General features: G+C 64.3%; 23 protein-coding genes. 7 read left to right on the top strand and 16 right to left on the bottom strand.

The window, feature by feature from the left end; genetic code table 11:
* Nucleotide 1 precedes the first annotated feature (1 nt).
* A complete protein-coding gene (locus tag VOI21_RS16870; protein WP_323771116.1) occupies nucleotides 2-442 on the bottom strand; it encodes a hypothetical protein in 441 nt (146 codons plus the stop codon).
* 140 nt (nucleotides 443-582) lie between these two features.
* Here VOI21_RS16870 and VOI21_RS16865 point away from each other — a divergent pair, with 140 nt between their 5' ends.
* Nucleotides 583-2349: an aminopeptidase P family protein gene (locus tag VOI21_RS16865; protein WP_323771115.1), complete on the top strand. Its 1767-nt coding sequence runs from the start codon at nucleotides 583-585 to the stop codon at nucleotides 2347-2349.
* Nucleotides 2350-2406: 57 nt separating this feature from the next.
* The gene (locus tag VOI21_RS16860; RefSeq protein ID WP_323771114.1) at nucleotides 2407-2748 is read left to right on the top strand and encodes a DUF427 domain-containing protein; all 342 of its coding nucleotides are present in this window, start codon (nucleotides 2407-2409) and stop codon (nucleotides 2746-2748) included.
* Between the two features lie 69 nt (nucleotides 2749-2817).
* Here VOI21_RS16860 and VOI21_RS16855 read toward each other — a convergent pair whose 3' ends face one another.
* Entirely contained in the window at nucleotides 2818-3630 is an 813-nt protein-coding gene (locus VOI21_RS16855) for a sulfotransferase (protein ID WP_323771113.1), read from the bottom strand.
* A gap of 257 nt (nucleotides 3631-3887) precedes the next feature.
* On the opposite strand from VOI21_RS16855, the gene VOI21_RS16850 reads away from it, so the two are divergent.
* Nucleotides 3888-4949 (top strand): SH3 domain-containing protein, encoded by a 1062-nt coding sequence (locus VOI21_RS16850; protein ID WP_323771112.1) that lies wholly within the window; start codon nucleotides 3888-3890, stop codon nucleotides 4947-4949.
* Nucleotides 4950-5036: 87 nt separating this feature from the next.
* On the opposite strand, the gene VOI21_RS16845 is transcribed toward VOI21_RS16850, so the two are convergent.
* Complete coding sequence (locus VOI21_RS16845; protein WP_323771111.1) at nucleotides 5037-6644, bottom strand: chloride channel protein; 1608 nt, start codon at nucleotides 6642-6644, stop codon at nucleotides 5037-5039.
* Between the two features lie 143 nt (nucleotides 6645-6787).
* Between VOI21_RS16845 and VOI21_RS16840 the strand changes: the two genes are divergently transcribed.
* Nucleotides 6788-8161, top strand: coding sequence for an FAD-binding oxidoreductase (locus VOI21_RS16840; protein WP_323771110.1), 1374 nt, complete (start codon nucleotides 6788-6790; stop codon nucleotides 8159-8161).
* Between the two features lie 190 nt (nucleotides 8162-8351).
* Nucleotides 8352-8825: a GNAT family N-acetyltransferase gene (locus tag VOI21_RS16835; protein ID WP_323771108.1), complete on the top strand. Its 474-nt coding sequence runs from the start codon at nucleotides 8352-8354 to the stop codon at nucleotides 8823-8825.
* A gap of 24 nt (nucleotides 8826-8849) precedes the next feature.
* On the opposite strand, the gene VOI21_RS16830 is transcribed toward VOI21_RS16835, so the two are convergent.
* Nucleotides 8850-9422, bottom strand: a complete 573-nt coding sequence (locus VOI21_RS16830) for a TetR/AcrR family transcriptional regulator (RefSeq protein ID WP_323771107.1) — start codon at nucleotides 9420-9422, stop codon at nucleotides 8850-8852.
* Between the two features lie 90 nt (nucleotides 9423-9512).
* Between VOI21_RS16830 and VOI21_RS16825 the strand changes: the two genes are divergently transcribed.
* Complete coding sequence (locus tag VOI21_RS16825) at nucleotides 9513-9671, top strand: hypothetical protein (RefSeq protein WP_323771106.1); 159 nt, start codon at nucleotides 9513-9515, stop codon at nucleotides 9669-9671.
* A gap of 4 nt (nucleotides 9672-9675) precedes the next feature.
* Entirely contained in the window at nucleotides 9676-10197 is a 522-nt protein-coding gene (locus tag VOI21_RS16820; protein WP_323771105.1) for a DUF1772 domain-containing protein, read from the top strand.
* A gap of 491 nt (nucleotides 10198-10688) precedes the next feature.
* On the opposite strand, the gene recN is transcribed toward VOI21_RS16820, so the two are convergent.
* From recN to murC, 12 genes are all read right to left on the bottom strand, one after another.
* A complete protein-coding gene (gene recN, locus VOI21_RS16815; protein WP_323771104.1) occupies nucleotides 10689-12341 on the bottom strand; it encodes a DNA repair protein RecN in 1653 nt (550 codons plus the stop codon).
* A gap of 36 nt (nucleotides 12342-12377) precedes the next feature.
* Nucleotides 12378-13232 (bottom strand): outer membrane protein assembly factor BamD, encoded by an 855-nt coding sequence (locus VOI21_RS16810; RefSeq protein WP_323771103.1) that lies wholly within the window; start codon nucleotides 13230-13232, stop codon nucleotides 12378-12380.
* Nucleotides 13233-13361: 129 nt separating this feature from the next.
* Nucleotides 13362-14291 carry a UDP-3-O-acyl-N-acetylglucosamine deacetylase gene (gene lpxC / locus VOI21_RS16805; protein ID WP_323771102.1) on the bottom strand — a complete coding sequence of 310 codons (930 nt, stop codon included), beginning with the start codon at nucleotides 14289-14291 and terminating at the stop codon, nucleotides 13362-13364.
* A gap of 388 nt (nucleotides 14292-14679) precedes the next feature.
* Nucleotides 14680-16311 (bottom strand): cell division protein FtsZ, encoded by a 1632-nt coding sequence (ftsZ, locus tag VOI21_RS16800; RefSeq protein ID WP_323771101.1) that lies wholly within the window; start codon nucleotides 16309-16311, stop codon nucleotides 14680-14682.
* A gap of 404 nt (nucleotides 16312-16715) precedes the next feature.
* On the bottom strand, nucleotides 16716-18044 hold the full coding sequence (gene ftsA, locus VOI21_RS16795; protein WP_323771100.1) for a cell division protein FtsA: 1329 nt from the start codon (nucleotides 18042-18044) through the stop codon (nucleotides 16716-16718).
* On the bottom strand, nucleotides 18041-18955 hold the full coding sequence (locus tag VOI21_RS16790; RefSeq protein ID WP_323771099.1) for a cell division protein FtsQ/DivIB: 915 nt from the start codon (nucleotides 18953-18955) through the stop codon (nucleotides 18041-18043). The genes ftsA and VOI21_RS16790 overlap by 4 nt, the downstream gene beginning before the upstream one ends.
* Nucleotides 18943-19863, bottom strand: a complete 921-nt coding sequence (locus tag VOI21_RS16785) for a D-alanine--D-alanine ligase (RefSeq protein WP_323771098.1) — start codon at nucleotides 19861-19863, stop codon at nucleotides 18943-18945. Before VOI21_RS16785 ends, VOI21_RS16790 begins: the two co-directional genes overlap by 13 nt.
* 175 nt (nucleotides 19864-20038) lie before the next feature.
* The gene (murB, locus tag VOI21_RS16780; protein WP_323771097.1) at nucleotides 20039-20965 is read right to left on the bottom strand and encodes a UDP-N-acetylmuramate dehydrogenase; all 927 of its coding nucleotides are present in this window, start codon (nucleotides 20963-20965) and stop codon (nucleotides 20039-20041) included.
* Nucleotides 20966-21006: 41 nt separating this feature from the next.
* Nucleotides 21007-21291: a hypothetical protein gene (locus VOI21_RS16775; protein WP_323771096.1), complete on the bottom strand. Its 285-nt coding sequence runs from the start codon at nucleotides 21289-21291 to the stop codon at nucleotides 21007-21009.
* A gap of 65 nt (nucleotides 21292-21356) precedes the next feature.
* Complete coding sequence (locus VOI21_RS16770; RefSeq protein ID WP_323771095.1) at nucleotides 21357-21605, bottom strand: DUF2484 family protein; 249 nt, start codon at nucleotides 21603-21605, stop codon at nucleotides 21357-21359.
* 168 nt (nucleotides 21606-21773) lie between these two features.
* Complete coding sequence (locus VOI21_RS16765; protein WP_323771094.1) at nucleotides 21774-23315, bottom strand: hypothetical protein; 1542 nt, start codon at nucleotides 23313-23315, stop codon at nucleotides 21774-21776.
* Between the two features lie 231 nt (nucleotides 23316-23546).
* On the bottom strand, nucleotides 23547-24953 hold the full coding sequence (gene murC / locus VOI21_RS16760) for a UDP-N-acetylmuramate--L-alanine ligase (protein ID WP_323771093.1): 1407 nt from the start codon (nucleotides 24951-24953) through the stop codon (nucleotides 23547-23549).
* Nucleotides 24954-24955: the final 2 nt, after the last annotated feature.

The raw sequence follows: 24955 nt of genomic DNA, 5'->3' as shown, positions 1-24955 counted from the left end.
GCTAGTCCGCGTCTGAAATCCATTTACGCAATATCGCATTGGCCGGGCTGTCACCTATGACGGCGAATTGAATCATGCTGATTTTCCACCGGTCCGGAGCGCGCTTCAGAATAATGAAACTGACATAAGGATCTTCGGTCAGCAGGTTGCCCGAGCGGATGTAGCGGGTCTCATAAGCTGCCCAGATGGTGTCATCGCCCTTGAATTCAGCCTCAAGACAACGGCGCACCATGTGCGTAAATTGTTTGGATTTCAATTTGTCTATGAAGGCTGCGCAAATGGCGCGCAGCTCTGCCGTGGTGGTCGCAATGATGCGCCCGTCAAGGCTTTCCAACGTGCAGGGTAAGTCGCACCATTCCAAAGTCGCCTCAAGGTCCCCGGCGACCGTGACCTCACCCTGGCGGTCCAGAAAATCCTGCGTAATGCTGTGTGCGTCTCCCATTGTTATCAACTCGCAATTCGCTACCCGGATCTTGCCTTTCGAATACTAACATATGGATGCGGAATCTTTAAAAAATCGCTTGCGTGCGGCCTTGCGACCCGCCCGCCATCGGCTACCCTGCGCCGCAAAGGAGACCCCGCATGTTTCAGAGTTTCGTTGAGACCGCCTCGCCCGATCAGGGGCCACCCCGCCTTGCCGCCCTGCGTGAGAAACTGGCCGACACCGGCCTCGACGGGTTCCTGATCCCCCGCGCCGACGCGCATCAGGGCGAAGACGTCGCGCCGCGGGACGAACGCCTGTCGTGGCTGACCGGCTTTACCGGCTCGGCGGGCTGGTGCGTGGCGCTGCGCGACCGGGCGGCGGTCTTTGTCGACGGGCGCTACCGCGTGCAGGTCAAGGCGCAGGTGGCCGAGGTCTTCGAAAAGGTCGACTGGCCCGAAACCGCACTGGCCGACTGGATCGGCGCGGCGCTGCCCAAGGGCAAGCTGGGCTTTGACCCGTGGTTGCTCAGCGTCGATCTGCACCGCGCTCTGGCGGATAAACTGCCGGATGTGACCCTGACCCCCACCGATAACCTTGTCGATGCGATCTGGTCAGACCAACCCGCCCCGCCGCAGGGCCGGGTCTTTGCGCAGCCGCTGGAACTGGCGGGCGAAAGCCACGCGGACAAGATCGCGCGACTGGCCAAGACGCTTACCGCAGAGGCCGCCGTCCTGACCCTGCCCGACAGCATTGCATGGCTGCTCAACATCCGTGGCAGCGACATTGCCCGCACGCCGGTGCCGCACGGCTTTGCCGTGCTGCACAAGGATGGCCGCGTCACGCTGTATATGGACGCCGCCAAGCTGGTCGATCTTGGCGATCACCTTGGCCCGCAGGTCACCCTGCGCGCTCCGTCCGATTTTCTGACGGACCTCGCCGCCCTGACCGGCCCGGTGCAGATCGACCCCGCCTCTTGCCCCGTCGCAGTCGCCGAGGCGCTCAGCGACCCGACAGACGCGCCCGATCCCTGTCGGCTGCCCAAGGCGCTCAAGAACGCCGCCGAACTGGATGGCACCCGCGCCGCCCACCACCGCGACGCGCTGGCCATGGTGCGCTTTCTGGCATGGCTGGACGCGCAACCCGCCGGCACTTTGACCGAAATCGGCGTCGTCAAACGACTGGAGGAAGAACGCCGCGCCACCAACGCCCTGCGCGACATTTCCTTTGAGACGATCTCTGGCAGCGGTCCCAACGGCGCAATCGTGCACTACCGCGTCACCGACAACACCGACCGGCCCGTGGGCGACGGAGAGTTGCTGCTGGTCGATTCCGGCGGTCAGTATGTCGATGGCACCACCGATATCACCCGCACCATCGCCATCGGCACACCGGGGGCGGAGGAGGTGCAGGCCTTTACCCGCGTCCTCAAGGGTATGATTGCCGTCTCGCGGCTGCGCTTTCCCAAGGGGCTGGCGGGGCGCGACATTGATCCGTTTGCGCGCGCGGCGCTCTGGGAGGCGGGGCTGGATTATGGCCATGGCACCGGCCACGGTGTCGGTGCCTACCTGTCCGTCCACGAAGGCCCGCAGCGCATCGCACGCACCGGCACCGTGCCGCTGGAAGCGGGCATGATCCTGTCCAATGAGCCCGGCTTTTACCGCGAAGGGGCCTATGGCATCCGGATCGAGAACCTGATCGCCGTGCAGCCCGCGCCGAAGCTGGACGGGCAGACCGTGGCGCAGATGCTGGAATTCGAAACTTTGACCTGGGTGCCTATAGACACCCGGCTGATCGACGTTACCCTGCTGACCGAGGCCGAACGCACTTGGCTGAACACCTACCACAAACAGGTCCACGACATGCTGGCCCCGCATCTGGATGCGGCAACGGGGCAGTGGCTGTCGGACGCCTGTTCTGTCATCTGACATGACAAGGTTACATGGCCCGCGTTTTCTGTGCGGGCAAATTCTGGGGGACATGACATGAGCAAGATCACCATTACACCGGCAACCGGCACCTGGGTTGTCCGCGCAGGCGGCGCTGTGCTGGGCGAATCCGCCAATGCGCTGGAACTGCAGGAAGACGGCTATCCGATGATCGTCTATTTTCCGCGCGGCGACATCGCCATGGCCTTTCTGGATCGCACCGATCACACCACCGCCTGCCCGCACAAGGGCGCGGCCAGCTATTTCTCGATCATGTCGAAATCCACGACCTACGTGAACGCGGCATGGTCCTATGAGGACCCCAAAGCCGATGTGGCCCAGATCAAGGACCACATCGCCTTTTACGTTCAGGACGGGGTTGCGGTCGAACACGTCTGACACCGCCACCTTATCGGCCACAGCAAAGACCCCGCCCCGTGCGCCCCCCCGGCGCGCGGGGCAATCGTTTCAGCCGCGCCGTTTCAACAACCCGTTGGAATAGACCAGCCGCCGGTTGATCCCGGCGCACATGCTGGTCAGCAGGCCAGAGGCGGCGGGGTGGTCGTTCGACGCCAGCCAGCTGCCATCGTACCGGATCGTCGCCGCCAGATCGGGTGCGCGGATGCTGGAGTTACCGGTGATGATATGGCTGTTCGTATTGCCAAAGGGCATCAGCATCGCCTCATCGAATGGCACGTGCAGCCATTCGCAGATCAGGGTCAGCACCTCACGCGGGCGCAGCGCCAGCTCCTCATAGCCCAGCCGAAAACGCGGCAGGTCGCGCCGCGTCAGATCGGCGTCGATCCGTTTGACCGTGCGCATCCATGTCACATAACCGGACACAAGGCTGCCGCCCCTGCGCCGTCGCCGCGAGGCCACCCAGGACCGCACATCGCGGGTGATTTGCAGAACCCGCACATCGTACCCGGCCAGCCCGTCAACATGGTCCAGCGCGTCCGGTGTGCTGTCGAGCACATAGCGTACCTCTGGCGACAGCGCGCGCGCCGCATCGTCCACCAGCGGAAAATGTGAGGCCACGGTGCTATCGGCGTGCAAATCCGGCAGAACCTTCGACCACAGCGGACAGTGTTCGGCGCGCTGCCCGCAGGTGCAGCTGCGGTCGGCAACCGGGTTTTTCATGCGGTCGGGGCGTATTCCCGACACCAGCCGCACCGCCTCGCCCACCCCCATAACCTGACGCGAGACGCCCAGCGCGGCGTCAAGGATCGTCGTGCCGCTATGCGCGGCACCAACGACAAGAAGGACTTGTTTGCGGGTCACGGGCGGCGGCGTCCTTCGATCCAACTGACTTGGCCGGGGATACCCCAGTGCCGGGTCACGGGCAAAGCCGAAAACGTCCTCCGAACCGCCCGCACACCCCTGACCGGCAGGTTTGCGCGCAACGCAGGCGGAAAAACTCCCATCCGGTAACCCCCTGAAAAACAACGATGCTATCCACTAACACCCCCCCGATATTGCGCATCCGAGGGGCTGCGGGCCAATTCTGGGTCATCGCCTCTGCAACAAAGGACGACACCATGCTTAGACTGCTGACATTCCTCTCGGCCCTGTTCCTCGCCAGCGCGGCGGCCGCCTCATCGCTCTGGGTCGACGCGCCCCGCGACGGCTATCTCAACCTCCGCACCGGCCCGTCCGTGCAATACGATGTGCTTGGCAAGATGCCCCACGGCAGTCGGGTCAAGCTGCTCCATGCGCCGGGAAAATGGGTCAAGGTGCGGCATGTCTCGGGCCTGACCGGCTGGGCGCACAGCGGGTTTCTCACCGACCATAAGCCGGCTCTCGGCCATGACCGCGACCCCGGGTACAGCCGTGGGCAGGACTACTGGATCGACGCGCCGCGTTTCGGCCACCTGAACCTGCGCAACGGACCGGGCCGAGCCTATCATGTCATCGACAAGATGCCCCACGGCGCAAAGGCGCATGTGATCTACAAACAGGACGGCTGGTACAAGCTGCGCTTTGAGGGCAAGACCGGCTGGGCCAGCAGCCGCTTTCTGTCGGACCATAAGGTCAAGACGCGCGGCCACAATGGCGGTCATGCCGGCACGCCCTACGCCCAGCCCACCGGCCAAAGCTATTGGGTCTATGCCCCCGGCTTCAACGGGCTGAACCTGCGCGACGGTCCCGGCACCGGCTACCCGGTTCTGTTCACCATGGGCCAGCGCGACAAGGTGGCAGAGCTTGGCCGTCAGGGCGATTGGTTCCTCCTGCGCCATCCGTCGGGCTATACCGGCTGGGCGCATGGCGACTATCTGGTCAAGCATGACCCGGGCTATGCCCCCGCGCCGAACGCCAGACGCCAAGGCCACAAGGATTGGGGCCACAAGGACGATATCCGCAAAGACGGTCAGGATCGCAATGACTGGCGTCGTAAGGACAATGGTCACAAGAACAACAGTCACAAGGATTACAGCCACAAGAACTACGGCAAAAATGATGATCGCAAAGGCGGCAAAAAGGGCGGCAAGAAAGGCGGAAAAACCTTCGATAGTTTCGCCGAGGCCGTTGCAGCCTGCGCCGGACGCAACGGCAACGACCTTCAGGTCTGCCTTGCCCGGAACATCTCGCGGATCAAGTGACCCTGCCGCAGACCCTGATACAGACGAAAAGGACAGGCGGGCCAGCTATGGCCCGCCTCAATCCGTTGCGGCCCAATTGTCAGGACCCTAGCTGTGCTCTTCCTTCGCCGTCGCCGCCAAGGCCCGGTTATAGGCTTTCAACGCATCGACGTGGAACAGCGCGCCTTGCAGCACCGGCTTATCCTCGACCATCGTCACCACCGGCAGGAAGGCCACGCCGGACTTGTCGAACCGTGGCAATGCCGTCTCCAGCGTCGCTGACGCCTGTACGTATAGCTCTTGTTCGATCATCCGCAGGCAGGCTTCCTCATCGGCGGCGTTCTCGTCAGTCGGCTTGCGCATGACGCCCTGCACCCGGAACATCGCCAGCAGATAGGCCTGCGGCCCCGCCGCCAGATGCACGTTGCGACGTTTCAACTGCGTCAGAAAGAACGATCTGTTTACAACCCGGCTGGCCAGCGCGGTCGACATCGACACCGACACCATCACCGCCAGCCCGGTCTGCCAGTCCCCGGTCAGTTCGAACACGATCAGCGTGGTCGAGATCGGCGCCCCCAGCACCGCCGCCGCCACCGCCCCCATGCCCGCAAGCGCATAAAGCGTAAAGGCAGAGGACACCTCGGGGAACATGCCCGTCGCGATATGGCCAAAGGTCAGACCGGTCAGCGCGCCCACCATCAGCGAGGGGGAAAAGATCCCACCGCCCATGCGCCCCGCCATGGTGATCGACACCGCCGCCACCTTGACGATGCAAAAGACAAATGCCTCGTGCATCAACAGCCCGCCGGTCAGCGCGCGTGAGGTCGTCTCATACCCGACCCCGATGATATGCGGATAAAGGATCGCGATCGCCCCCAGCAGCAGCCCCGCCACCGCCGGACGCAACCAGTAAGGCAGCCCCAGACGCTTTTGCAGCCGCGTTTCCATGTCGTCAGCAAAGAAAATCGCGTTCATCATGATCACCGCGACCAATCCGCAAACCAGCCCAAGGATAAAGAAGGCCGGCAACTCAAGGTAGAACTCGACCGTCGTTGTCCCCGGCAGGACAAATTCTGTCACGTCGCCGTAAACCAGCCGGTTGATCACCGTCCCCGCCGCGCTGGCCACCACAATCGGCGCAAAAGCGTGCAGCGCGAAATGTCGCAGGACGACCTCCAGCGCGAAAAGCGCCCCGGCGATGGGCGCGTTGAAACTGGCCGACACCGCCGCCGCCACCGCGCAGCCCAGCAGGTCGCGCCCGGTGATCCCGTCCACCTTCAGCGCGTTGGCCACCCAACTAGAGGCCATCGCGGCGATATGCACCACCGGCCCCTCACGCCCCGTCGACCCGCCCGTCGACAGCGTGATCCACGAACACAGCGCTGAGGCGATCCCGGCCTTCTTTTCCAGCCGCCCGTCGTTCAGCGCCGCCCCTTCAATCACGTCGGCCACAGCCCGCACCCGCCCGTCCGGCGTGGCCACGTGCAGGATAATCCCCACCGCGATCCCGCCCAGAACCGGGATGATCAGCACCCAGATCCACGGCAGCCGCTCGGCAAAAGAGTGCAGCGTGTTGACGTCCGGCGTGCCATAGACCAGCGTTTGCAGCCACTCTACCGCGCCGCGAAAGGCAATCGCCGCAAACCCCGAGGCAATCCCGACACCCAGCGCGATGAACCAGAACTGGATCTGTCCCGGCCCTTGGTGGCGCAACATGTCCCAGCCCTGCCCGCAGGCCGACCTGACACTGTGTACGTGCTGTTGCAGCAGGCTTGGCAATACCGCCTCCCCAAATCCCGTGGCTTTCCCGCGCCGCGCGTGCTGGTTAAGGTGGCCCCAGCAAAATGCCGGAGTCCCCCATGCCCATCGCGCAGGCGATCGATGATCTCAAAACCGTCCTAGGCGAACGTGTCAGCCTGTCCAAGAGCGATCTCGACGCGCATGGCGCATCGGAATCCTATTTCCCGCCCATGCCGCCGCAGGCGGTGGTCTATCCCCGCACCACCGCCGAGGTGCGCCAGATCGTCGAAATCTGCGCAAAGGCGGACGTGCCGATGATCGGCTGGGGCGCGGGCACCTCTCTCGAAGGCCACGGTCAGGCGCTGCGCGGCGGTGTCTCCGTCGACTTCCGCCATATGAACCGGGTGCTGGAAATCCGCCCCGCCGACATGGATGTGACCGTGCAACCGGGCGTCACCCGTGAGGCCCTGAACGAGGAACTGCGCGCCACCGGGTTGTTCTTTCCGGTCGATCCCGGCGCAAACGCCTCACTCGGCGGCATGGCGATGACCCGCGCCTCGGGCACCACAACCGTGCGTTATGGCTCCATGCGCGACAATGTCATGGGGCTGGAGGTGGTGCTGGCCGACGGTCGGGTGATCCGCACCGGCACCCGCGCCCGCAAGAGTGCTGCGGGCTACGACCTGACCGCACTCATGGTCGGGTCCGAGGGGACGCTGGGTCTGGTGACGGAACTGACCCTGCGCCTGCATGGTCAGCCAGAGGCGGTCAGCGCGGGCATCTGCGCCTTTCCCGACATGAACGCGGCCACCGCAGCCGTCATGGAAACCATCCAGATGGGCATTCCCATGGCGCGGATCGAATTTGCCTGCGCGCAAACCGCCCGCGCCTTCAACGCCTATGCCGGCACCGACATGGCCGAAGCGCCGCACCTGATGGTCGAATTTCACGGCAGCCCGCAAAGCACCGAACAGGACGCCGAACGCTTTGCCGAGATTGTCGCCGACCACGGCGGCAGCGCCTTTCGCTGGTCCGCCCGCGAAGAGGAACGCCGCGCGCTCTGGTCCATGCGCCACAATGGCTATTATGCCATCCTCGCCTCGCGCCCCGGCGCGCGCGCGGTGGTGACCGACATCTGCGTGCCGATCTCGCGGCTGGCGCAGGCGATCGAGGCGACACAGGCCGACATCGCCGCCAGTGGCCTGCCCGGCCCGATCCTCGGCCATGTGGGCGACGGCAATTTCCACGCCATCCTGCTGATCGACCCCGACCAGCCCGCCGAACTGGCCAAGGCCAAGGATCTGGCTGCCCGCATGGCCACGCGGGCCATTCAACTGGGCGGCACCTGCACCGGCGAACATGGCGTGGGCTACGGCAAGCTGCCCTTCATGCAATCCGAACACGGCGACGCTTGGCAGGTCATGGGCAGCGTTAAGGCGGCGCTCGACCCGCAAAACCTGATGAATCCGGGCAAACTGGTCCCCGGCAACTGAGGCCCCTTGCCGGGCGTGGCTGGAGGGCGGGCCGCTGACGGGCGCAGCCCCGGCAGTCGGGGCGGCCGGAGGCCCCGCCACACAGCGCGTCAAATCCGCGTGAGAAAGACCCGCGCTCGACGCCCCCGGCCTTGCATGCGTGCAGACATCCGCCCTTTGTGGCGCGCAAACGCCGCAAACAGAGACCGCCATGACGCCGACCATCACCTTTGTCCGTTTGTCCCGGATCGACCCCGACGAGATCCTTGCCCATATGACACTTCCCCGCGTGGCAGAGCATATGCCGCTGCTGACCGATCCGTGGGACGCCGACACCGTGGCCGCCTTTGTCGCGGCCAAGGACTCCTGCTGGGACCGTGACGGGCTGGGCCATTGGGGCGTCCTTTCGGACAATGCCTATGTCGGCTGGGGTGGCTTTCAGAAAGAAGGAGACGACTGGGACTTCGGCCTTGTTCTCAGGCCGGACGCCTTTGGTCTGGGCAACCGGATCGCCCGCGCCGCGCTCGATATTGCCCGCGCCGATGCGCGCATCCCCTTTGTCACATTCCTGCTGCCGCCCTCGCGGACCAAGCTGGGCGCACTCCGGCGTCTGGGCGCAGAGTTTCTGGGGGAGACGTCATATGGCACCGCCAGGTTCCTGAAGTTCCGTCTCGACACCGCCTGACAGGCCCGCCGCACGGCGCGCCGTTCAGATCAGCACCCCCTGCGCCGCGCGCCGGACCCGTGCCGCCCGTGCCGCTGCATCCGGCGCGGCCATTGCGGCGGTGACCAGCCGCAATTGCCAATCCCCCACCAGCAGATCGACCCAGAGCGCCGCCGCCTCTGCGGGCTGCAATCGCAGGCTCCCGGCGGCATCAAGTTGCTGAAACACCGCCTGCAACCGGGGAAAGACCGTGCCGCGCCCGGCCTCGGCCAGCACCGGCCCCAACGTATTGCTCGCATCCGCCGCCGCGGCGCGGTTCAGCGCCACCGCCCGCTCACTCAGCAGCATGTCCAGCAAAGCCGCCCCCAGATCCTCCAGCGACACCCGCGCCACCGGCAGCGCGTCCAGCCGGTCCGTCACCTGCGCCGCGTTGCGCAGGATCAGCGCCCGGAACAGCCCGGTCTTGTCGCCATACCAGCGATACAGCGTCTCGTTCGAGGCTTTGGCCCGCTTCGCCACCGCCAGCATCGACAGCCCGGCAAAGCCCTTTTCCGCCAGCACGGCATAGGCCGCCTCTGCGATCTGCGCCTCGCGCTCTGCCTTGTTTTCCGGTCGCATGGCGTCTCTCCCTTGACGCAATCCGTATACCCATGTACGGATTTGAACAAGGCGTACACGAAAGTACGCTTTTGAACTGGAGGCCCGTCCATGTCCCACCCCTATTTCGACTATTGCGACAGTCACGACCGCCACAGGCTGCGCACCCGGCCCCAACGCCGCTCCCGGCGCAGCGCGTTTTTCGCTGCGCTAAAAACCCTGTTGCCCGCGCTTTTCGCCCGCCTCGCGGCGCGCAGCCTGTCAGCGTGACCCGATGCAACGGCTTTTGATCCCCGCTAGCCTGACCGCGCTGCTGTTTTCCGGCGCAATCTTTGGGTTTTTCTATGCCTGGATATGTTCGACCATGTGGGGGCTGGATACGCTTGACCCGCGCATCGCCATTCCCGCCATGCAGGCGATGAACGACAGCGTGCGCAACGCGGTCTTCGCCCCGGCGTTTTTCGGCACGCCACTGGTCTGCGCGCTGGCGGCCGCCGTGGCGTTTGGCACCGGCAACACAGCCGCAACCTATGCCTTTGCGGCGGCGGCGCTGGTTTACGGCCTTGGTGGCATGGTCCTGACGATGGCTATTAATGTCCCGATGAACCGTGCACTGGGCGCGCTGGAGGTGCCGCAGGATCTGGCAGAGGCGCAGGCGATCTGGCAGGCCTACTCGCCCCGCTGGCAGGTTTTCAACACCCTGCGCACAGTCGCGTCGGGTGTGGCTCTGCTGCTCGCCGGATATGGGTTGGTGGCCAATGTGCCCCGCCCATCCCCCACCCAAGGCTTGCCATGAGATCAAGGAACGAAGGGGTCCAGACACACCATTTTCTTGTGGCTCAACCGGCAAAGACCAAAAGAGTCACCGCCCTGCTTCCCGGTGATAACGCACGCAGAACGGCACAAAATGGTGGACCTTGAGCCTAGGCCGCCAAGGCCGGAACCTCAATTCCCGGCCATGGTCCCAAAGGGATCCTCTCGGCAACTCGTCCTGCAATCGTCGTCAAGGCCATCGCATGTCAACGACAAGTCGTCACAATCGCCATTCTCGGCAAAGCACTGATTTAGAATACCAACGCATTGGGATAGTTGCGAATTGGGCGACTCACAGACCTTACGAAGGCACTGTGTGACATCTGCATTGGTGGCTTGCGCCTGCGCACCAACGGGAAGAACAAGGGCAATCAAAGCTACAAGGGATAAACGAAGGCTCATCTTCTATTCCTTATGAAAGCACCCCAAAAGGGGATGTGCTTCTGCGACCAAACACGATTTGTGCAGGTTCGCCTAGGCCTTCAACAAAGAGCGTGCCGCCGCGCGGGCCTCTTTGGTCACCACGTCGCCGGACAGCATGCGGGCGATTTCATCCTCACGCTCCTGCACCGCCAGCGGCAGCACCTCGGACAGCGTCATCTCACCCTCGACCCGCTTGGCCACCCGCCAGTGATGCCCGCCAAGAGCCGCGACCTGCGGCGAATGCGTCACCACCAGCACCTGCCCGCCTTCGGACAATGCCTTGAGCCTGCGGCCCACCGCATCCGCCGTGGCCCCGCCAACACCGCGGTCGATCTCGTCAAAGATCATCGTCGCCCCGCGCCCCTGCGCCTCGGTCAGGCAGACCTTCAGCGCCAGCAGGAACCGCGACAACTCGCCGCCAGAGGCGATCTTGTTCAGTGCGCCCGCCGGGGCGCCGGGGTTCGTCGCCACGGTAAAGGCCACCGTATCGCGCCCCTCGGGGCCCGCCGGGGCCTCGGACACGGCGGTATGAAACACCGCCCGCTCCATCTTGAGCGGGGCAAGCTCGCCCGCCACCGCCACGTCCAGCCGCCCCGCCGCCTCGCGGCGCAGCGCGGTCAGCGCCGTGGCCGCCGCGTCATAGCCCGCCTCGGCGGCCTTTACCTCCGCGCGCAGCCCGCCGATGCGCGCCTCACCCGCGTCCAGCGCCGCCAACCGCCCGGACAACTCCGCCGCCAACCCCGGCAGATCATCCGCCATCACCTGATGTTTGCGCGCCAAACCGCGGATCGCGAACAGCCGCTCCTCGGTGTCGTCCAGTTCCATCGGGTTGAATTCCAGCGCCTCAAGGCAATCGGCCACCCCGCGCGAAGCCTCGTCCAGTTCGGACATCGCCCGCGTCAGGGCCGCGATAGGCGCATCCAACAACCCCTCGGCCTTTTCGGCCACCCCGTCCAGCCAGCGCAGCGCGTTCGACATGGCCCCCTCGGCCCCGTCATAGCCCAACGCGCTAGAGGCCTGTGCGATGTCGTCGCGGATCTTCTCTGCCGATTGCATACTGCGCCGACGCGCGTCCAGTTCCGCCTCTTCGCCCACTACCGGGGCCAGCTTGTCCAGTTCCGCGACCGCATGGCGCAGGAAATCCTCTTCGGCGCGCACTGCCTCCAGCGCCGCCTGCGCCGCGTCCAGCGCCTTGCGCGCCGCGCCCATCGCCCGCCATGCGCTGCGCACCTCGGCCTGTGCCGGTCCCGCATCCGCATACAGATCAAGGATCGCCCGGTGCCCCTTGGGATCCAGCAAGCCGCGGTCGTCATGCTGTCCGTGCAGTTCGACCAGCGTCTCCGACAACCGCCGCAGCACCTCTCCGGACACGCGGCGGTCATTGACCCAGCCGGTCTTGCGCCCGTCCTTGGTGTTCACCCGCCGCAGGATCAGCTCATCCGATGCCGGCAAGCCCGCCTCTTCCAGCACCGACCACGCCGCATGCCCCTGAGGCAGCTCGAATTCGGCCACCACCTCACCCTGCTCGGCACCAGCGCGCACCAGTTCGGCACGCCCGCGCCAGCCCAGCACAAAGCCCAGCGAATCCAGCAGGATCGACTTGCCCGCACCGGTTTCACCCGTCAGCACATTCAAACCCGGCTGGAACTCCAGTTCCAGCCGCTCAATGATCAGCATGTCCCGTATTTCAAGCGCGCGCAGCATGGTTCGCCGTCGGCCAGACCTGAGGTCCGCCGCTCCTTACAACCACTGGCCCTTGATCATCTGACGATAGATGGCCGACAGCCAGTTGTCGCCCAGCACAGAAGGCTTCAGCCCCTGCTTGGTCAACAGCTTGAACCCATCCTCATACCAGTCGGTCGACTGGTAATTATAGCCAAGGATGGCCCCGGCGGTCTGCGCCTCGTTCAGAAGACCCAGCGAGAGGTAGGCCTCAATCAGACGATACAGCGCCTCTGGCGTGTGGGTCGTGGTCTGGAAATCCTCGACCACAACGCGGAACCGGCTGATCGCCGCGCCATAATGCGACCGCTTCAGATAGTAACGCCCCACTTCCATTTCCTTGGCCGCCAGATGGTCAAAGGCAAGGTCGAACTTCAGGATGGAAGAGCGGGCATATTCGCTGTCAGGATAGCGTTCGATCACCGTGCGCAGCGCCTGCAAGGCCTGAAACGTCAGCCCCTGATCGCGGCCCACCAGTTCGATCTGGTCATAGTAGGACAGCGCCAGCAGGTATTGTGCATAGGCGGCGTCGTCTTCGGCTGGATAGAAATCTATGTACCGCTGCGCCGCAGAGCGCGCGTTCTCATAGTCGGTGTCTTCGTGATAGGCATAGGCCTGCATGATCAGCGCGCGCTTGGCCCATTCCGAATAGGGATACAGCCGCTCGACCTCGCCAAAGTAAAACGCCGCGTCTTTAGAGTCGTTCCTTGACAGCTCATATTCGCCGCGTTCGAAAATCTGCTTTGCGGTAAAGCTTTCCAGCGGCACGCCACCGGGGCCAACTTCCTTGCGCTGCAATTCTCCACAGCCCGTCAGCGACAGCGCAATTGCCATCGCGACGATCCCAAGTTTCCGCGATCCGCCCCCAGTCATGCCCGATCGTCCTCTACTTCGTGCGGCACCACCTTGAGCGGTTGCCATTGGGAGCGGTCTAGCACAGAAAATTCCGGTGCAAAATGTCTTGTAGCCCGAATAATGCGCGCTATGCCGCCCACGCGGCGCTCAGGCCACGGCCGGAATCTCGTGCCGCTCGACACCGGCCCCGGGAAGGCGCGCCGCCTGCGCCGGATCACACAGAACAACGCGGTACGCGCCGGGCATGTCAAACAGTGCCCGCAACAGGGCATTGGTCATCGCATGGCCTGCCTTGTGGCCCTCATAGTGGCCGATGATCGGCGCCCCGGCGAGGGCAAGATCCCCCAGCGCGTCCAGCATCTTGTGCCGCACCGCCTCATCCGAATGACGCAGCCCGCCGGGTGAGAGAACCTTGTCGCCATCGACGACAACCGCGTTTTCATAGGTGCCGCCCAGAGCCTTGCCGGCGGCATGCATCGCGTCGACATCCGAGGCGCGGCAAAAGGTGCGGCTGTCGCACAGTTCGCGCACAAAGGTGCCGTTCGCCAGGTTAAGCGTCTTGGTCTGCTCGCCGATCGCCGCATCGGCAAAGGCGATGTGAAACTGCATGGTCAGGCCCTGCCCCACTTCGGCAGGCGACAAACGCGCCCAGCCCATGTCGGTACGGACCTCGACAGGCGCAAGCACTTCGATGGCGCGGATCGGCGTGGCCAGTTGGCGCAGGCCACGGGCAAGGATGCCCCGCACAAACGGCACCGACGATCCGTCGAGGATGGGGGCCTCGGGTCCGTCGATCTCGATCAATGCGTTGTGGACACCGCAACCCGACAGCGCCGCCATGACGTGTTCGACCGTGGACACCGATGTCCCTGCGCGGTTGACGATCCGGGTGCACAGCGGCGAGGCATCGACGGCGTCCCACCGGGCGGGAACCAGCGTGTCGCCAAGCGCAATGTCAGTGCGTTTGAACCAGATGCCATAGTCGGCGCTGGCAGGACGGATCGTCAGGCGCGCGGGCGCGCCGGAATGAAGTCCAACACCAGTGAATGTGATCGACGAACGAAGAGTGGTCTGCACGAGGTTGCCCCTGAGTTGCACACGTCCCCCCAACCCGGACGCGGCTTTGACATTGGACCTAGCGAAGGCGCATCGTCGCCTCAAATCAAAGATTGCAACGGTGTGAAACATCGCCCGTGAACGGTCGGCGGAACCCCGCCGCAAACACGAAGATCACACGACAACATCCTGATATATAATCATTATTTTGACGAATCGAGAGACCGTCGCAGGTCATCCACGCGACCCGGAATCACCCGTTTTTTGCATCAATGTTGCGTTTTGTGAACACCTTTGGCCCGGGCCGTGACATATGAAAACGCCCCCTGCAAAGGCAGGGGGCGTTTTCATGTCGTGGGATGGTTCAGGCTGTCGGGCGCAGGCCCGACCGCCAGAGTTCCGGTTGGCCTCAGTTGGCCTGACGGCGCAGGAAGGCCGGAATTTCGATCCGGTCATCCTCGGCCTCGGGCTCCTGATCGTGGATCGGAGCCGGGCGATGCGCCTGCACCGGCGGCTGTGCGCGGCGCGCCTGCGGCGCGGCCTGCTGCTCGGTGTGGCCGGTCATGCGACCGATCAGAGAGTTCACGCTGAAGCGCGACCGCTCTTCTGCCGGCGGGGCAGCGGGTGCGGGAGCAGGCTGCGGCGCGGCTGCGGCCTGTGTCTCTTCGCGGGTCCGCGCGGCGGCGGCCTTCAGCCGGTCCAACGTGGCCGGGCTGGGCGTGCCGGGTGCGGGCGCGCGCGGCGCGACAAAGTCCTGCGGATCGGCCTCGATGGTGTCGGGCGCGGGGCGGAACTCTGCCACATGGGCGCGGTAAACCGGCGGCGGCAGGCCGTCGTCGGCGCGCTCATCCTCGATCACCTCGTCATAGTCGCGCGAGATCACCGGATCGGCCTGCGCGGCATCCTCCATCTGACCGAACAGCGACGGCTCGGGCTCTGCCTCGGGGGCGCGGGCCGCAACCGGTTCCGGTGCGGGCTGCGGCGCAGGGGCCGGAGCGGGCGCGGCGGTGTTGGCCAGATTGCCCAGCGGCTTGGACAGCGGACGGCGCGGCACCGGCACATCGCCGGTGTTGTCGCGGGCGTCGATGCCGGTGGCGACCACCGACACGCGCATCCGGCCTGCCATGCCATCGTCCAGCGTGCTGCCGACGATGATGTTGGCCTCGGCGTCCACTTCCTCACGGATGCGGTTGGCCGCTTCGTCCAGTTCGAACAGCGTCAGGTCGTGACCGCCGGTGATGTTGATCAACACACCGCGCGCGCCCTTGAGGCTGATTTCGTCCAGCAGCGGGTTGGCGATGGCCTTCTCGGCGGCCTGAACCGCGCGATCTTCGCCCTCACCCTCACCGGTGCCCATCATGGCCTTGCCCATCTCGTCCATCACCGCGCGCACGTCGGCAAAGTCGAGGTTGATCAGACCCGGACGGACCATCAGGTCCGTCACCCCTTTGACGCCCTGATACAGCACGTCATCGGCCAGGCTGAACGCCTCGGTAAAGGTGGTCTTTTCGTTCGCAAGGCGGAACAGGTTCTGGTTCGGGATGATGATCAGCGTATCAACAACCTTTTGCAGGCTTTCGACACCGGCCTCGGCCTGCTTCATCCGCTTGGCGCCCTCGAACTGAAAGGGCTTTGTCACCACACCAACGGTCAGCACACCCAGTTCACGCGCCGCCTGAGCGATGATCGGCGCGGCGCCCGTCCCGGTGCCGCCCCCCATGCCTGCGGTGATGAAACACATGTGCGCGCCGGCCAGATGGTCAACGATCTGCTCGATGCTTTCCTCGGCGGCGGCAGCACCCACGCTGGCCCGCGCCCCGGCACCCAGACCCTCGGTCACTTTCACACCCAGCTGCACGCGGCTTTGCGACATGCTTTGGGCCAGCGCCTGAGCGTCGGTATTGGCGACGACAAAGTCGACACCTTCGAGGTTTTTCTCGATCATGTTGTTGACGGCATTGCCGCCCGCGCCGCCCACGCCAAAGACCGTGATACGGGGTCTCAGCTCATCCTGTCCGGGCATCGAAAGATTCAGTGCCATGTTGTCGTCCGCCTGTTTTTTATTCCGGTTTCGGGCCTGTGCGCGGCCCGTTCCCTTGAATCCTACCGATAGACGCCCTGTCCGTCACGCGAAAAACGCGCGAAATCTACCAAATGTGGCAAATTCGCGGCGTCTTTTGGCCGTATTTCGCCCATTCACCGATATGCAGTGGATAACTCAGCACAGACCACTAATGGCGCGCGACAAACACTCATGGCGCGCGTCCGATCAACTGACAATGAAAGGGAGCCTGCCCGACATCCCGTAGCCCCGCCTCTGTGGACGGATTTGTGTATAACCTAACAGAGCGTTACTTGCCCGTCAGCCCCGGAAGTGATCTCTGCTCATGTTTTTTTGGGGCCGGCGACCGTCGCGGGGGCCGGGATGCTCCCGGCCAATACCCGCTACCAGTTCTCGCGGAACCACTGCACCGCGCGCTTGATCGACCGTGCCGGAAGACGGTCCACCGGGATTTCGAAATCCCACCATTCGTCCTGCGGATGCGCCGCGAACAGGCACAGGCCCACCGCCGTGGCAAAGCCCGGCCCGGTTGCCGCCTGCGGCAGCCCGTGGACGCGCAAGGGACGGCCAAGGCGCACCTGCTGGCCGAGGATCTTGGACGCCAGCCCGTCCAGACCGGGGATCTGCGAGGCCCCGCCGGTCAGCACGATTTGCTGGCTGGGCAGATGGTCAAAGCCCGCCGCATCCAGCCGCATCCGCACCTCTTCAAGGATCTCCTCGACGCGCGGCCGCATGATGCCGATCAGTTCGGCGCGGCTGACGGTGCGGCGGTCGTGTTCCCAATCGCCGGTATCGCCGCCGATCTCGATCATCTCGCGATCGTCCATGCCGGTGGCAACCAGCCCACCATAAAAGGTCTTGATCCGTTCCGCCGTCGCCATCGAGACCTTCAGCCCCTTGGAGATGTCGCGGGTGACGTGATCGCCCCCCATGCGCACACTGTCGGCATAGATCATGTGTTTCTTGATAAAGATCGACAGGCCGGTGGCGCCGCCCCCCATGTCGATACAGGCCGCGCCCAGTTCCTGTTCGTCCTCGACCAGTGCCGAGACGCCGCTGACATAGCCAGAGGACGCCAGCCCGGCCAGTTCCAGATCGCACCGCTTGACGCAATGGGCAAGGTTCTGGATCGCCTGCCCCTCGACCGTCAACATGTGCATGTCACAGCCCAGTTCGTTGCCGATCTGCCCGCGCGGATCAATCAGGCCCGAACGATGGTCCAGCACAAAGTTCACCGGCTGCGCGTGCAGCACCTCGCGGCCATAGCCAAAGTCCGGCACATCACAGGCCGACAGCACCCGCGCCACGTCTTGTTCATCCACCGTGGTGCCCAACACCTCGGATTTGCCCGCCAGCCCGTAAGAGCGCGGCTCGGCCCCGGAAAAGGCGGCGATGACGTGATCGACCCGGATACCGGCCATCTTCTGCGCCGCCTGCACCGCCGTACGGATCGACCGTTCGGTGGCGCCCATGTCATGCACTTCGCCGTGGCGCACCCCGCGTGACCGCGTTGTCGCGGCCCCGATCACCCGGAACCCGGACTGCCCCGCCAGCGACCCGATGCCCTCATCGGACGGGTCGGTGCCGTCAAAGCGCAGCACCAGACAGGCCACCTTGGACGACCCCACGTCCAGAATGGCCACCACGCCGCGCTGCATCGCTGCCCGCCGCATGTTCCGCATCGCCCTTTGGGACTCGTAAAGCTCGATCATCGCAACACTTCCTTACCAGCCTCAATCGCCTTGATCCGCCACATCTGCTGCGTGGCGTCCTCGGTCATTCGTATTGTTGGTCTGCGTGGCAGACGCAGGTCGACCACCGTCAGGTCCCGCGCCAGCAGGTCCAGCCCCGGCGTCAGCGCCATGCCGATGGCCTGTTCCAGCGCCCGTTCCGCGCCCGTCTCGGGCAGCATGATCCGTTGGCCCCGGTCCAGCACCACGTCCCAGCGCCGCGCGCCGATCCGTTCAAATCCGCGCAGCCGCGCCCGCACCGGCCCGGTCAGCGCGTACAGCCGCAGCGCCTCGTCCACCGCCAGTTCCGCAGCGTCCCCCGCCACAACGGGCAGCGCCGCATGTGCGCCTCGCGACACCGCAGGGCCGACAAAGATGCCCTCGTCATCCAGCAAAAGCAGCCCCTCGGCGGTCCGCCACAGCACCACGGGGTCGCGCTCGACCACGTCGACCTGCAGGACACCGCCCTGCCGCACCCGCAGTTCCGCCGTCTTGACCGCGTCCAGCGCCGTCACCGTCTGCTGCATCGCCTCAAGATCCAGATCGAAAGAGCTTTTGGGAAAGTCGATCGACAGGTCGGCCCGGATCGCAACCGCCACCTCTGGTGCCGCGCCGTCGATGGCCATCATGCGGACCTGAAACTCCGGCCGGTTCTCAACCGTGGCGCGGACCTCGCTCAGCATCAGGTGAAACGCTTCGCGGTTCTCGTCCACCGAAAACCACGCCGCCCCCGCGCCAAAGCACAGACCAAACGGCAAAAGCACCCGCAGCGCAAAGCGAAAGAACGGCGTCAGCATGAGCCGTTCCAGCCGGTACTTCAGCTTGGACGCCCGCGGGTCCAGCCGCGCCATCTGCGGATCGTCATTTTCGGGATGCGTCTCTACCTGTCGCATGAGGCATCCTTCACCATCCAGTCGCAGAACTGGCCAAAGCTCATGCCCTCCAGCGCGCCGTGTTCCGGCGACAGCGACGTGGGCGTCATCCCCGGCTGGGTGTTGGTTTCCAGCAGGATCAGCCCGTCCAGCCCCCTGCCCTCATCCCAGCGGAAATCGGTGCGCGTCACCCCCCGGCACCCCAGCGCCTTATGGGCGCGCAGCGCGTAGTCCATGCAGGCCGCATAGATCTCCTGCGGCAGCTCTGCCGGACAGATATGCCGCGACCCGCCCGCCTTGTATTTGGCATCGAAATCATACCAGCCGTCGGTGAGGATATCCGTCACCCCCAACGCCCGATCGCCCATCACGGTTGTCGTCAGTTCGCGGCCCGGCACAAAGGCCTCGACCATGACCACCTCGGGCATGGCAGCATCCAGCGCCGGTGGCCCGTTGGCCGCCTCATCCACCAGATACACTCCGACCGAGGACCCCTCGTTGTAAGGCTTGACCACATAGGGCGGCGCCATCACGTGCCGCGCGCGAACCTCATCCGCCCGCGCCAGCAGGCTCTCGGCCACCGGCAACCCGGCGGCGCGGTACACGTCCTTGGTCTTTTCCTTGTCCATCGCAAGCGCCGAGGCCAGAACCCCGGAATGCGTATAAGGGAGGCGCAGCCACTCCAGGATGCCCTGAATACAGCCGTCTTCCCCCCAGCGCCCGTGCAATGCGTTGAAAACCACGTCCGGGGCAATCTCCGCCAGCCGCCCGGCCACATCGGGGCCCGCGTCCAGTTCGATCACCTCGTATCCTTCGCCCCTCAAAGCGGCGGCGCATTCCCGACCGGAACTCAGCGAGACCTCGCGCTCTGACGAAGGCCCACCTTTCAACACCACCACTTTCGGGATTGTCCTGCTCGACATTCCCAAATCTGCCTCAACTGCCCGGGGGCTGAGCCCCCATTCTTATACAGGGGGACATGCCCCCATTGATCGCGCGGGGTTTCGTGCCCCCGTCGCTGGTTCTTGCGCGGTCACTGCCGCAATAGGATGTGCAACCTGCCTGTGGTCGCCGGGCCCTGCTCTTATTATCTTGATCGTGGCCCTAGTCGCGGTCCGGTTCACCGACCCGCATGATTTCCCAGTGTAGCTCTATTCCACTGTGTTGGAAAACCTTTTTTCGCACTGATTCGCCCAGCCCTTCAAGGTCCGCCGCCGTCGCCCCCCCGGTGTTCACCAGAAAATTCGAATGCTTGGGCGACATCTGCGCCCCGCCCAATATGGCCCCGCGCATCCCCGCCTCATCAATCACCTTCCACGCCTTCAGGTCATGCACGTCGTCCGCCTGACCGGTCGAGGAAAACCCCGCCGGATTGCGGAAGGTGCTGCCCGCCGTGCGGTCCTTGGTCGGCTGCGTCTCATCGCGCTTCTTCAATTGCGCGTCCATTCGCGCGGCCAGCGCCTCGGGGTCGCCCGGCACCCCCTCAAACACCGCCTCGACCAGCACCCAGCCCTCGGGCAAATCGCTTTGACGGTACTGCAAGGCCAGATCCGCCGCCGGGATCACCACCAGATCGCCGTCCCGCGTCACGGCGCGCACCTCGACCAGATGATCCGCCACATAGGTGCCATAGCATCCCGCATTCATCCGCACCGCACCGCCAATACTGCCCGGAATGGTGCGCAAAAACGTCAGGTCAACCCCCGCCTCTGCGGCCCGCTTGGCCACATGCGCATCCAGCGCCGCCGCCCCTGCCGTCACCCGAGACCCCTCAACCGAGATGCCGTTAAATCCGCGCCCTAACCGGATCACGCAGGCCCGAATGCCGCCATCGCGCACAATCAGGTTAGAGCCGACGCCCATCGGGAACACCGGCACATCGCGCGGCAACGCCGCCAGAAACGTCCGCAGATCGTCCAGATCGGCAGGTTGAAACAGCCAATCCGCAGGCCCGCCCACGCGCAGCCATGTCAGATCGTTCAGCGGGCGGTCCGGGGTCAGCCGTCCGCGCGGGGTGGGAAGATCGCTCATGCCCGGTTGCTAGGACGCGGGCGCGCGCTCTGCAAGGGGGATCACTCGGCCTGCACAACCGCCTCGGCCTTGATCCGCCGCCACCGGCCAATCACCGCCCCCAGCCCAAGACCCAACAAGGCCGGGGCCGCGCCCAGCAGCCAGAGGATCACATAGGCCAGCGCGTCCCAGCCCTGCGCCGTCTGGCTCTTGTACAGGCCCCAAGCCATCAGCACCGACAACAGGACGGTCACGACCCACGCGGCCCCAGACAGCTCATACCGCAAAAAGCCCCAACCGGCGGTCAGACCGATCAGCGCCGCAACAGCGGGAATAACGAAAATCATGGGCGCGGCCCTCCTTCCGGCGCAAATCTCGCCGGTCTGACGCCGTTGCGCCAGTCAGGACGCCCTTACCTTGCGGCGGTCTTGCGCACCCAGCGAAACAGATAGCGCAGCGGCCAGCGCAACACGCTCATGCCCGCGAACAGGACCAGCAGACCCACCCAAGGGCCGTTCTGATAGGTGACATATCCGACAAGGGGAATGCCCAGCGCGATCAGCACATAGGCGCGCGTCCAATGGTTGTCCCGCGACGGGAGCACCGCCAGCACATTGGCCAGCAAGGCCCAGGCACAGGCGAGTATTAGCGAAACGGTCATTGTCTGCCCTCCGTATCCCCCCAGAGGTGCCGACAGCTTGCGCCAGCGCGCCCGATCAGGCAACCCCCGCGATAGATGCAATTGCAGAAAGGGCGCGGAAATGGGCGGTTTGGGAGGGGGAAGGCCCCAACTGCTGACGGGACAGGCGCAAATCCCATAAGCCCACGATCAAAACGGCCAAGCATTGCTGTCTATGAATTCAAGCAAGCTCTGCGCCCCTTCATACATGTCTGGCACGTTCTCTACGAGCGCATCCTTCCCCTTGTCCAGCTTGGACAGCGCATCGGCGGCGTCGACAATGCGCTTGGCCCGTGATGCTTTCGACCCTTTGGGCGCCTCTCCCGTCTCGTCTTTCTCGGCCAGATAGGCACGGGCCGCACGCGGCAAGATCGCGGTGCAAAAGTAAAAGGCGTCCTTTTTCCGTGCGTCGCTGGCCTCCGCGTCCTGAAGTACAACCAACGCCTCCAGCGCCGCCCGCTTCAGGATCCCCTCCGCATCCAGATGCAGGCCAAGTGTCTGACGCATCATCATCATACGTCGCTCGACGGTGCAAAGTTCGTATCGCAGGGCCGCCTTGGCCTTCAACTGCTCGACAACCTCCGGCGCGTTCAGGCAAATGTCTTCGGCATGGTCATCCAGCATCTTGAAAAACCGGGAGACATAGCTTTCCCCGGCATACATCTCGACCTGCGCAATCTCTTCCATCTCAACACGCGCATATTCCAGCGACTTGAAAAGGCTGTAGGGCGCGTCCGCGTGCCGACGCAAATCACGCCGCAACGTGTCAATCACCGGCTTGAACGCCAATTGAACGGACTGACCGAAATTAGAGATTTTCAGAAGTTTGCAGCGTCTGTGGAACTCGCTGATCGTCTCACTAACTCCCGCAACGATCTCGGACAGATCGCGCGTTTCAATGGCATAGGCATTGAACAGGCCGGTCTTGTGGTCCAACGCAATCCGCCAAGCGTGCGGGCTTGCGGCGATCACTTGATCCAGCTTGAACCGCGCCTCAATCTCGACAATCCGCGCCGCCACATTGTCCGGGTCTTTCCAAGTGACCTCGTCGATCCCATGAGCGACCGCTAGTTGAAGATTGGGGTCAAGTGGTTCACCTCGTATGGCGCCATCCCACCACCGCTCCCAAAACTCCCAACGCGTGTTTCGATCAAGATGCCACAAAGCCCGCATCTTAGCATCGGCGTCTCGAAACCAATCGGGGGCTTTGCCTTCAGCCCAAATGGCGGAATTTCTTGGGTCAAGCCCCTCTTGCAAAGCGGTCGCATCACCCACAATCTCTCTTGATTGCTCCGGAGAAAAACGTGCAGCTGCAAAGGCTGCCGAATCCGAAAACCGTGTTGAAGCGGATGCTCGCGCAGCTGCCCGAGCAGATGCAAATGCCGCACTGACTCTGCCTTTACCTTGGGCCGCCATGAACGTTCCATAAACTGCATCGGGTCCAAAAGCAGCCATTGCCGCTTTGTTAAAAACCAAAGCGCCATTGGTATCAAACGCTGAAACTAGACAACAACGCAGTAGCGGGAGCACTGAAAGACGATCTTCAATTGCCCAATCCTCCCCCATCGCGGCACCCCAGATCGGCAAGACCCGCAGCGCCGCCCGATGCGCGATCACGACTGCATCCTGCCGTGGTCGCGTTTCCAACCACGCCTCCAGTGTTTTCCGACCCTCGATATCCTCGGCCTTCATCCCGCAACTCTCGCCGCAGCCCGGCCAAACCGCAACGGCTTATCCCTCACCCCAGTTTCTTCTGTCCAAAAATATCCCGGGGAGTCGACCGCAGGGAGACGGGGCAGCGCCCCCAAACAAAAACAGCCCCCGAAGGGGCCATTTCTTAAGGAAACGTAAAAACGTCTCTGTAACCTATTGAATTTTCACACCCCAAACGCTGTCCACACGTGGACACCCGTAGGCCGGGCTTCAGCCCGGCACCGCCTCCAGACGCGCCGGCAGCCCATTTGCCCAGGCCGAGATCGTACCCGCCCCCAAACAGACCACCATATCACCCGGCTGCGCCTGCTCTCGCACCAGCCGCTCCAGATCGTCCTCGTCGCGGATCGCCCGCGCATGCCGATGGCCATGCCGCACCAGACCCGCCACCAGATCGTCGCGCGTGGCCCCCGGAATAGGGTCCTCCCCGGCGGCAAACACCTCGGCAATCGCCACCACGTCCGCCTCGTTGAAGCACGAGCAGAATTCCTCAAAGTGATGCGACAGACGGCTGTACCGATGCGGCTGATGCACCGCGATCACCCGCCCCTCGCTGGCCTGCCGCGCGGCTTTCAAAACGGCGGCAATCTCAACCGGATGATGGCCATAATCGTCGATGATCGTCACGCCACCAACCTCACCCACCTTGGTAAAGCGCCGATTCACGCCGCCAAAGGCCGCCAAGGCCTTGCGGATCTCATCGCCCGACATGCCCAGATGCCGCGCCACCGCGATGGCCGACAAGGCATTGCTCACGTTGTGATCCCCCGGCATCGGCAGGGTCATGCCCTCGATCCGCTCACCGCTCTGCTGGAACACCACGTCGAAATGCGCCACGCCGCCCTTATACGTCAGCCCCACGGCGCGCACATCCGCCTGCGCGTTGAACCCATAGGTCACCACGCGGCGGTCGGATACACGTCCCACCAAGGCCTGCACCTCGGGGTGGTCGGTGCAGCAAACCGCCAGCCCGTAAAAAGGAATGTTCGACACGAAATCATAGAACCCGTTGCGCAGGTTCTCGATCGTGCCCCAATGCTCCATATGCTCGGGGTCGATGTTGGTCACGATGGCGATGGTCGCGGGCAGCCGGTTGAAGGTGCCGTCGCTTTCGTCCGCCTCGACGACCATCCACTCACCCTGCCCCATCCGCGCGTTGGAGCCATAGGCGTGGATGATGCCGCCATTAACGACCGTGGGGTCAAACTCTCCCGCATCCAGCAAGGTCGCAACCATCGTCGTTGTGGTCGTCTTGCCATGCGTCCCGGCCACAGCCACGTTGGATTTCAGACGCATGAGTTCGGCCAGCATCTCGGCCCGGCGCACGACGGGCAGGCCGCGACGGCGCGCCTCGTCCAGTTCAGGGTTGCCCGGCTTGATCGCTGAGGAGATCACGACGACCTCTGCGCCTTCGAGGTTCTCGGCCCGCTGGCCTTCGAACACGCGCGCGCCCAGATCCACCAGCCGCTGGGTGATCTTGGTCGACTTCAGGTCAGACCCCTGCACCGCATAGCCGTGGTCCAGCAGAACCTCGGCGATGCCGGACATGCCGATCCCGCCAATTCCGACGAAATGGATCGCGCCCACGTCGCCGGGCAGCTTTGTCGCACCGGTCATGC

This window comes from Antarctobacter sp., from assembly GCF_034670325.1.
Taxonomy (GTDB): Bacteria; Pseudomonadota; Alphaproteobacteria; order Rhodobacterales; family Rhodobacteraceae; genus Antarctobacter.
The sequence above is the reverse complement of the archived record's forward strand: the minus strand, read 5'-3'. Positions and strand labels throughout refer to the sequence as shown.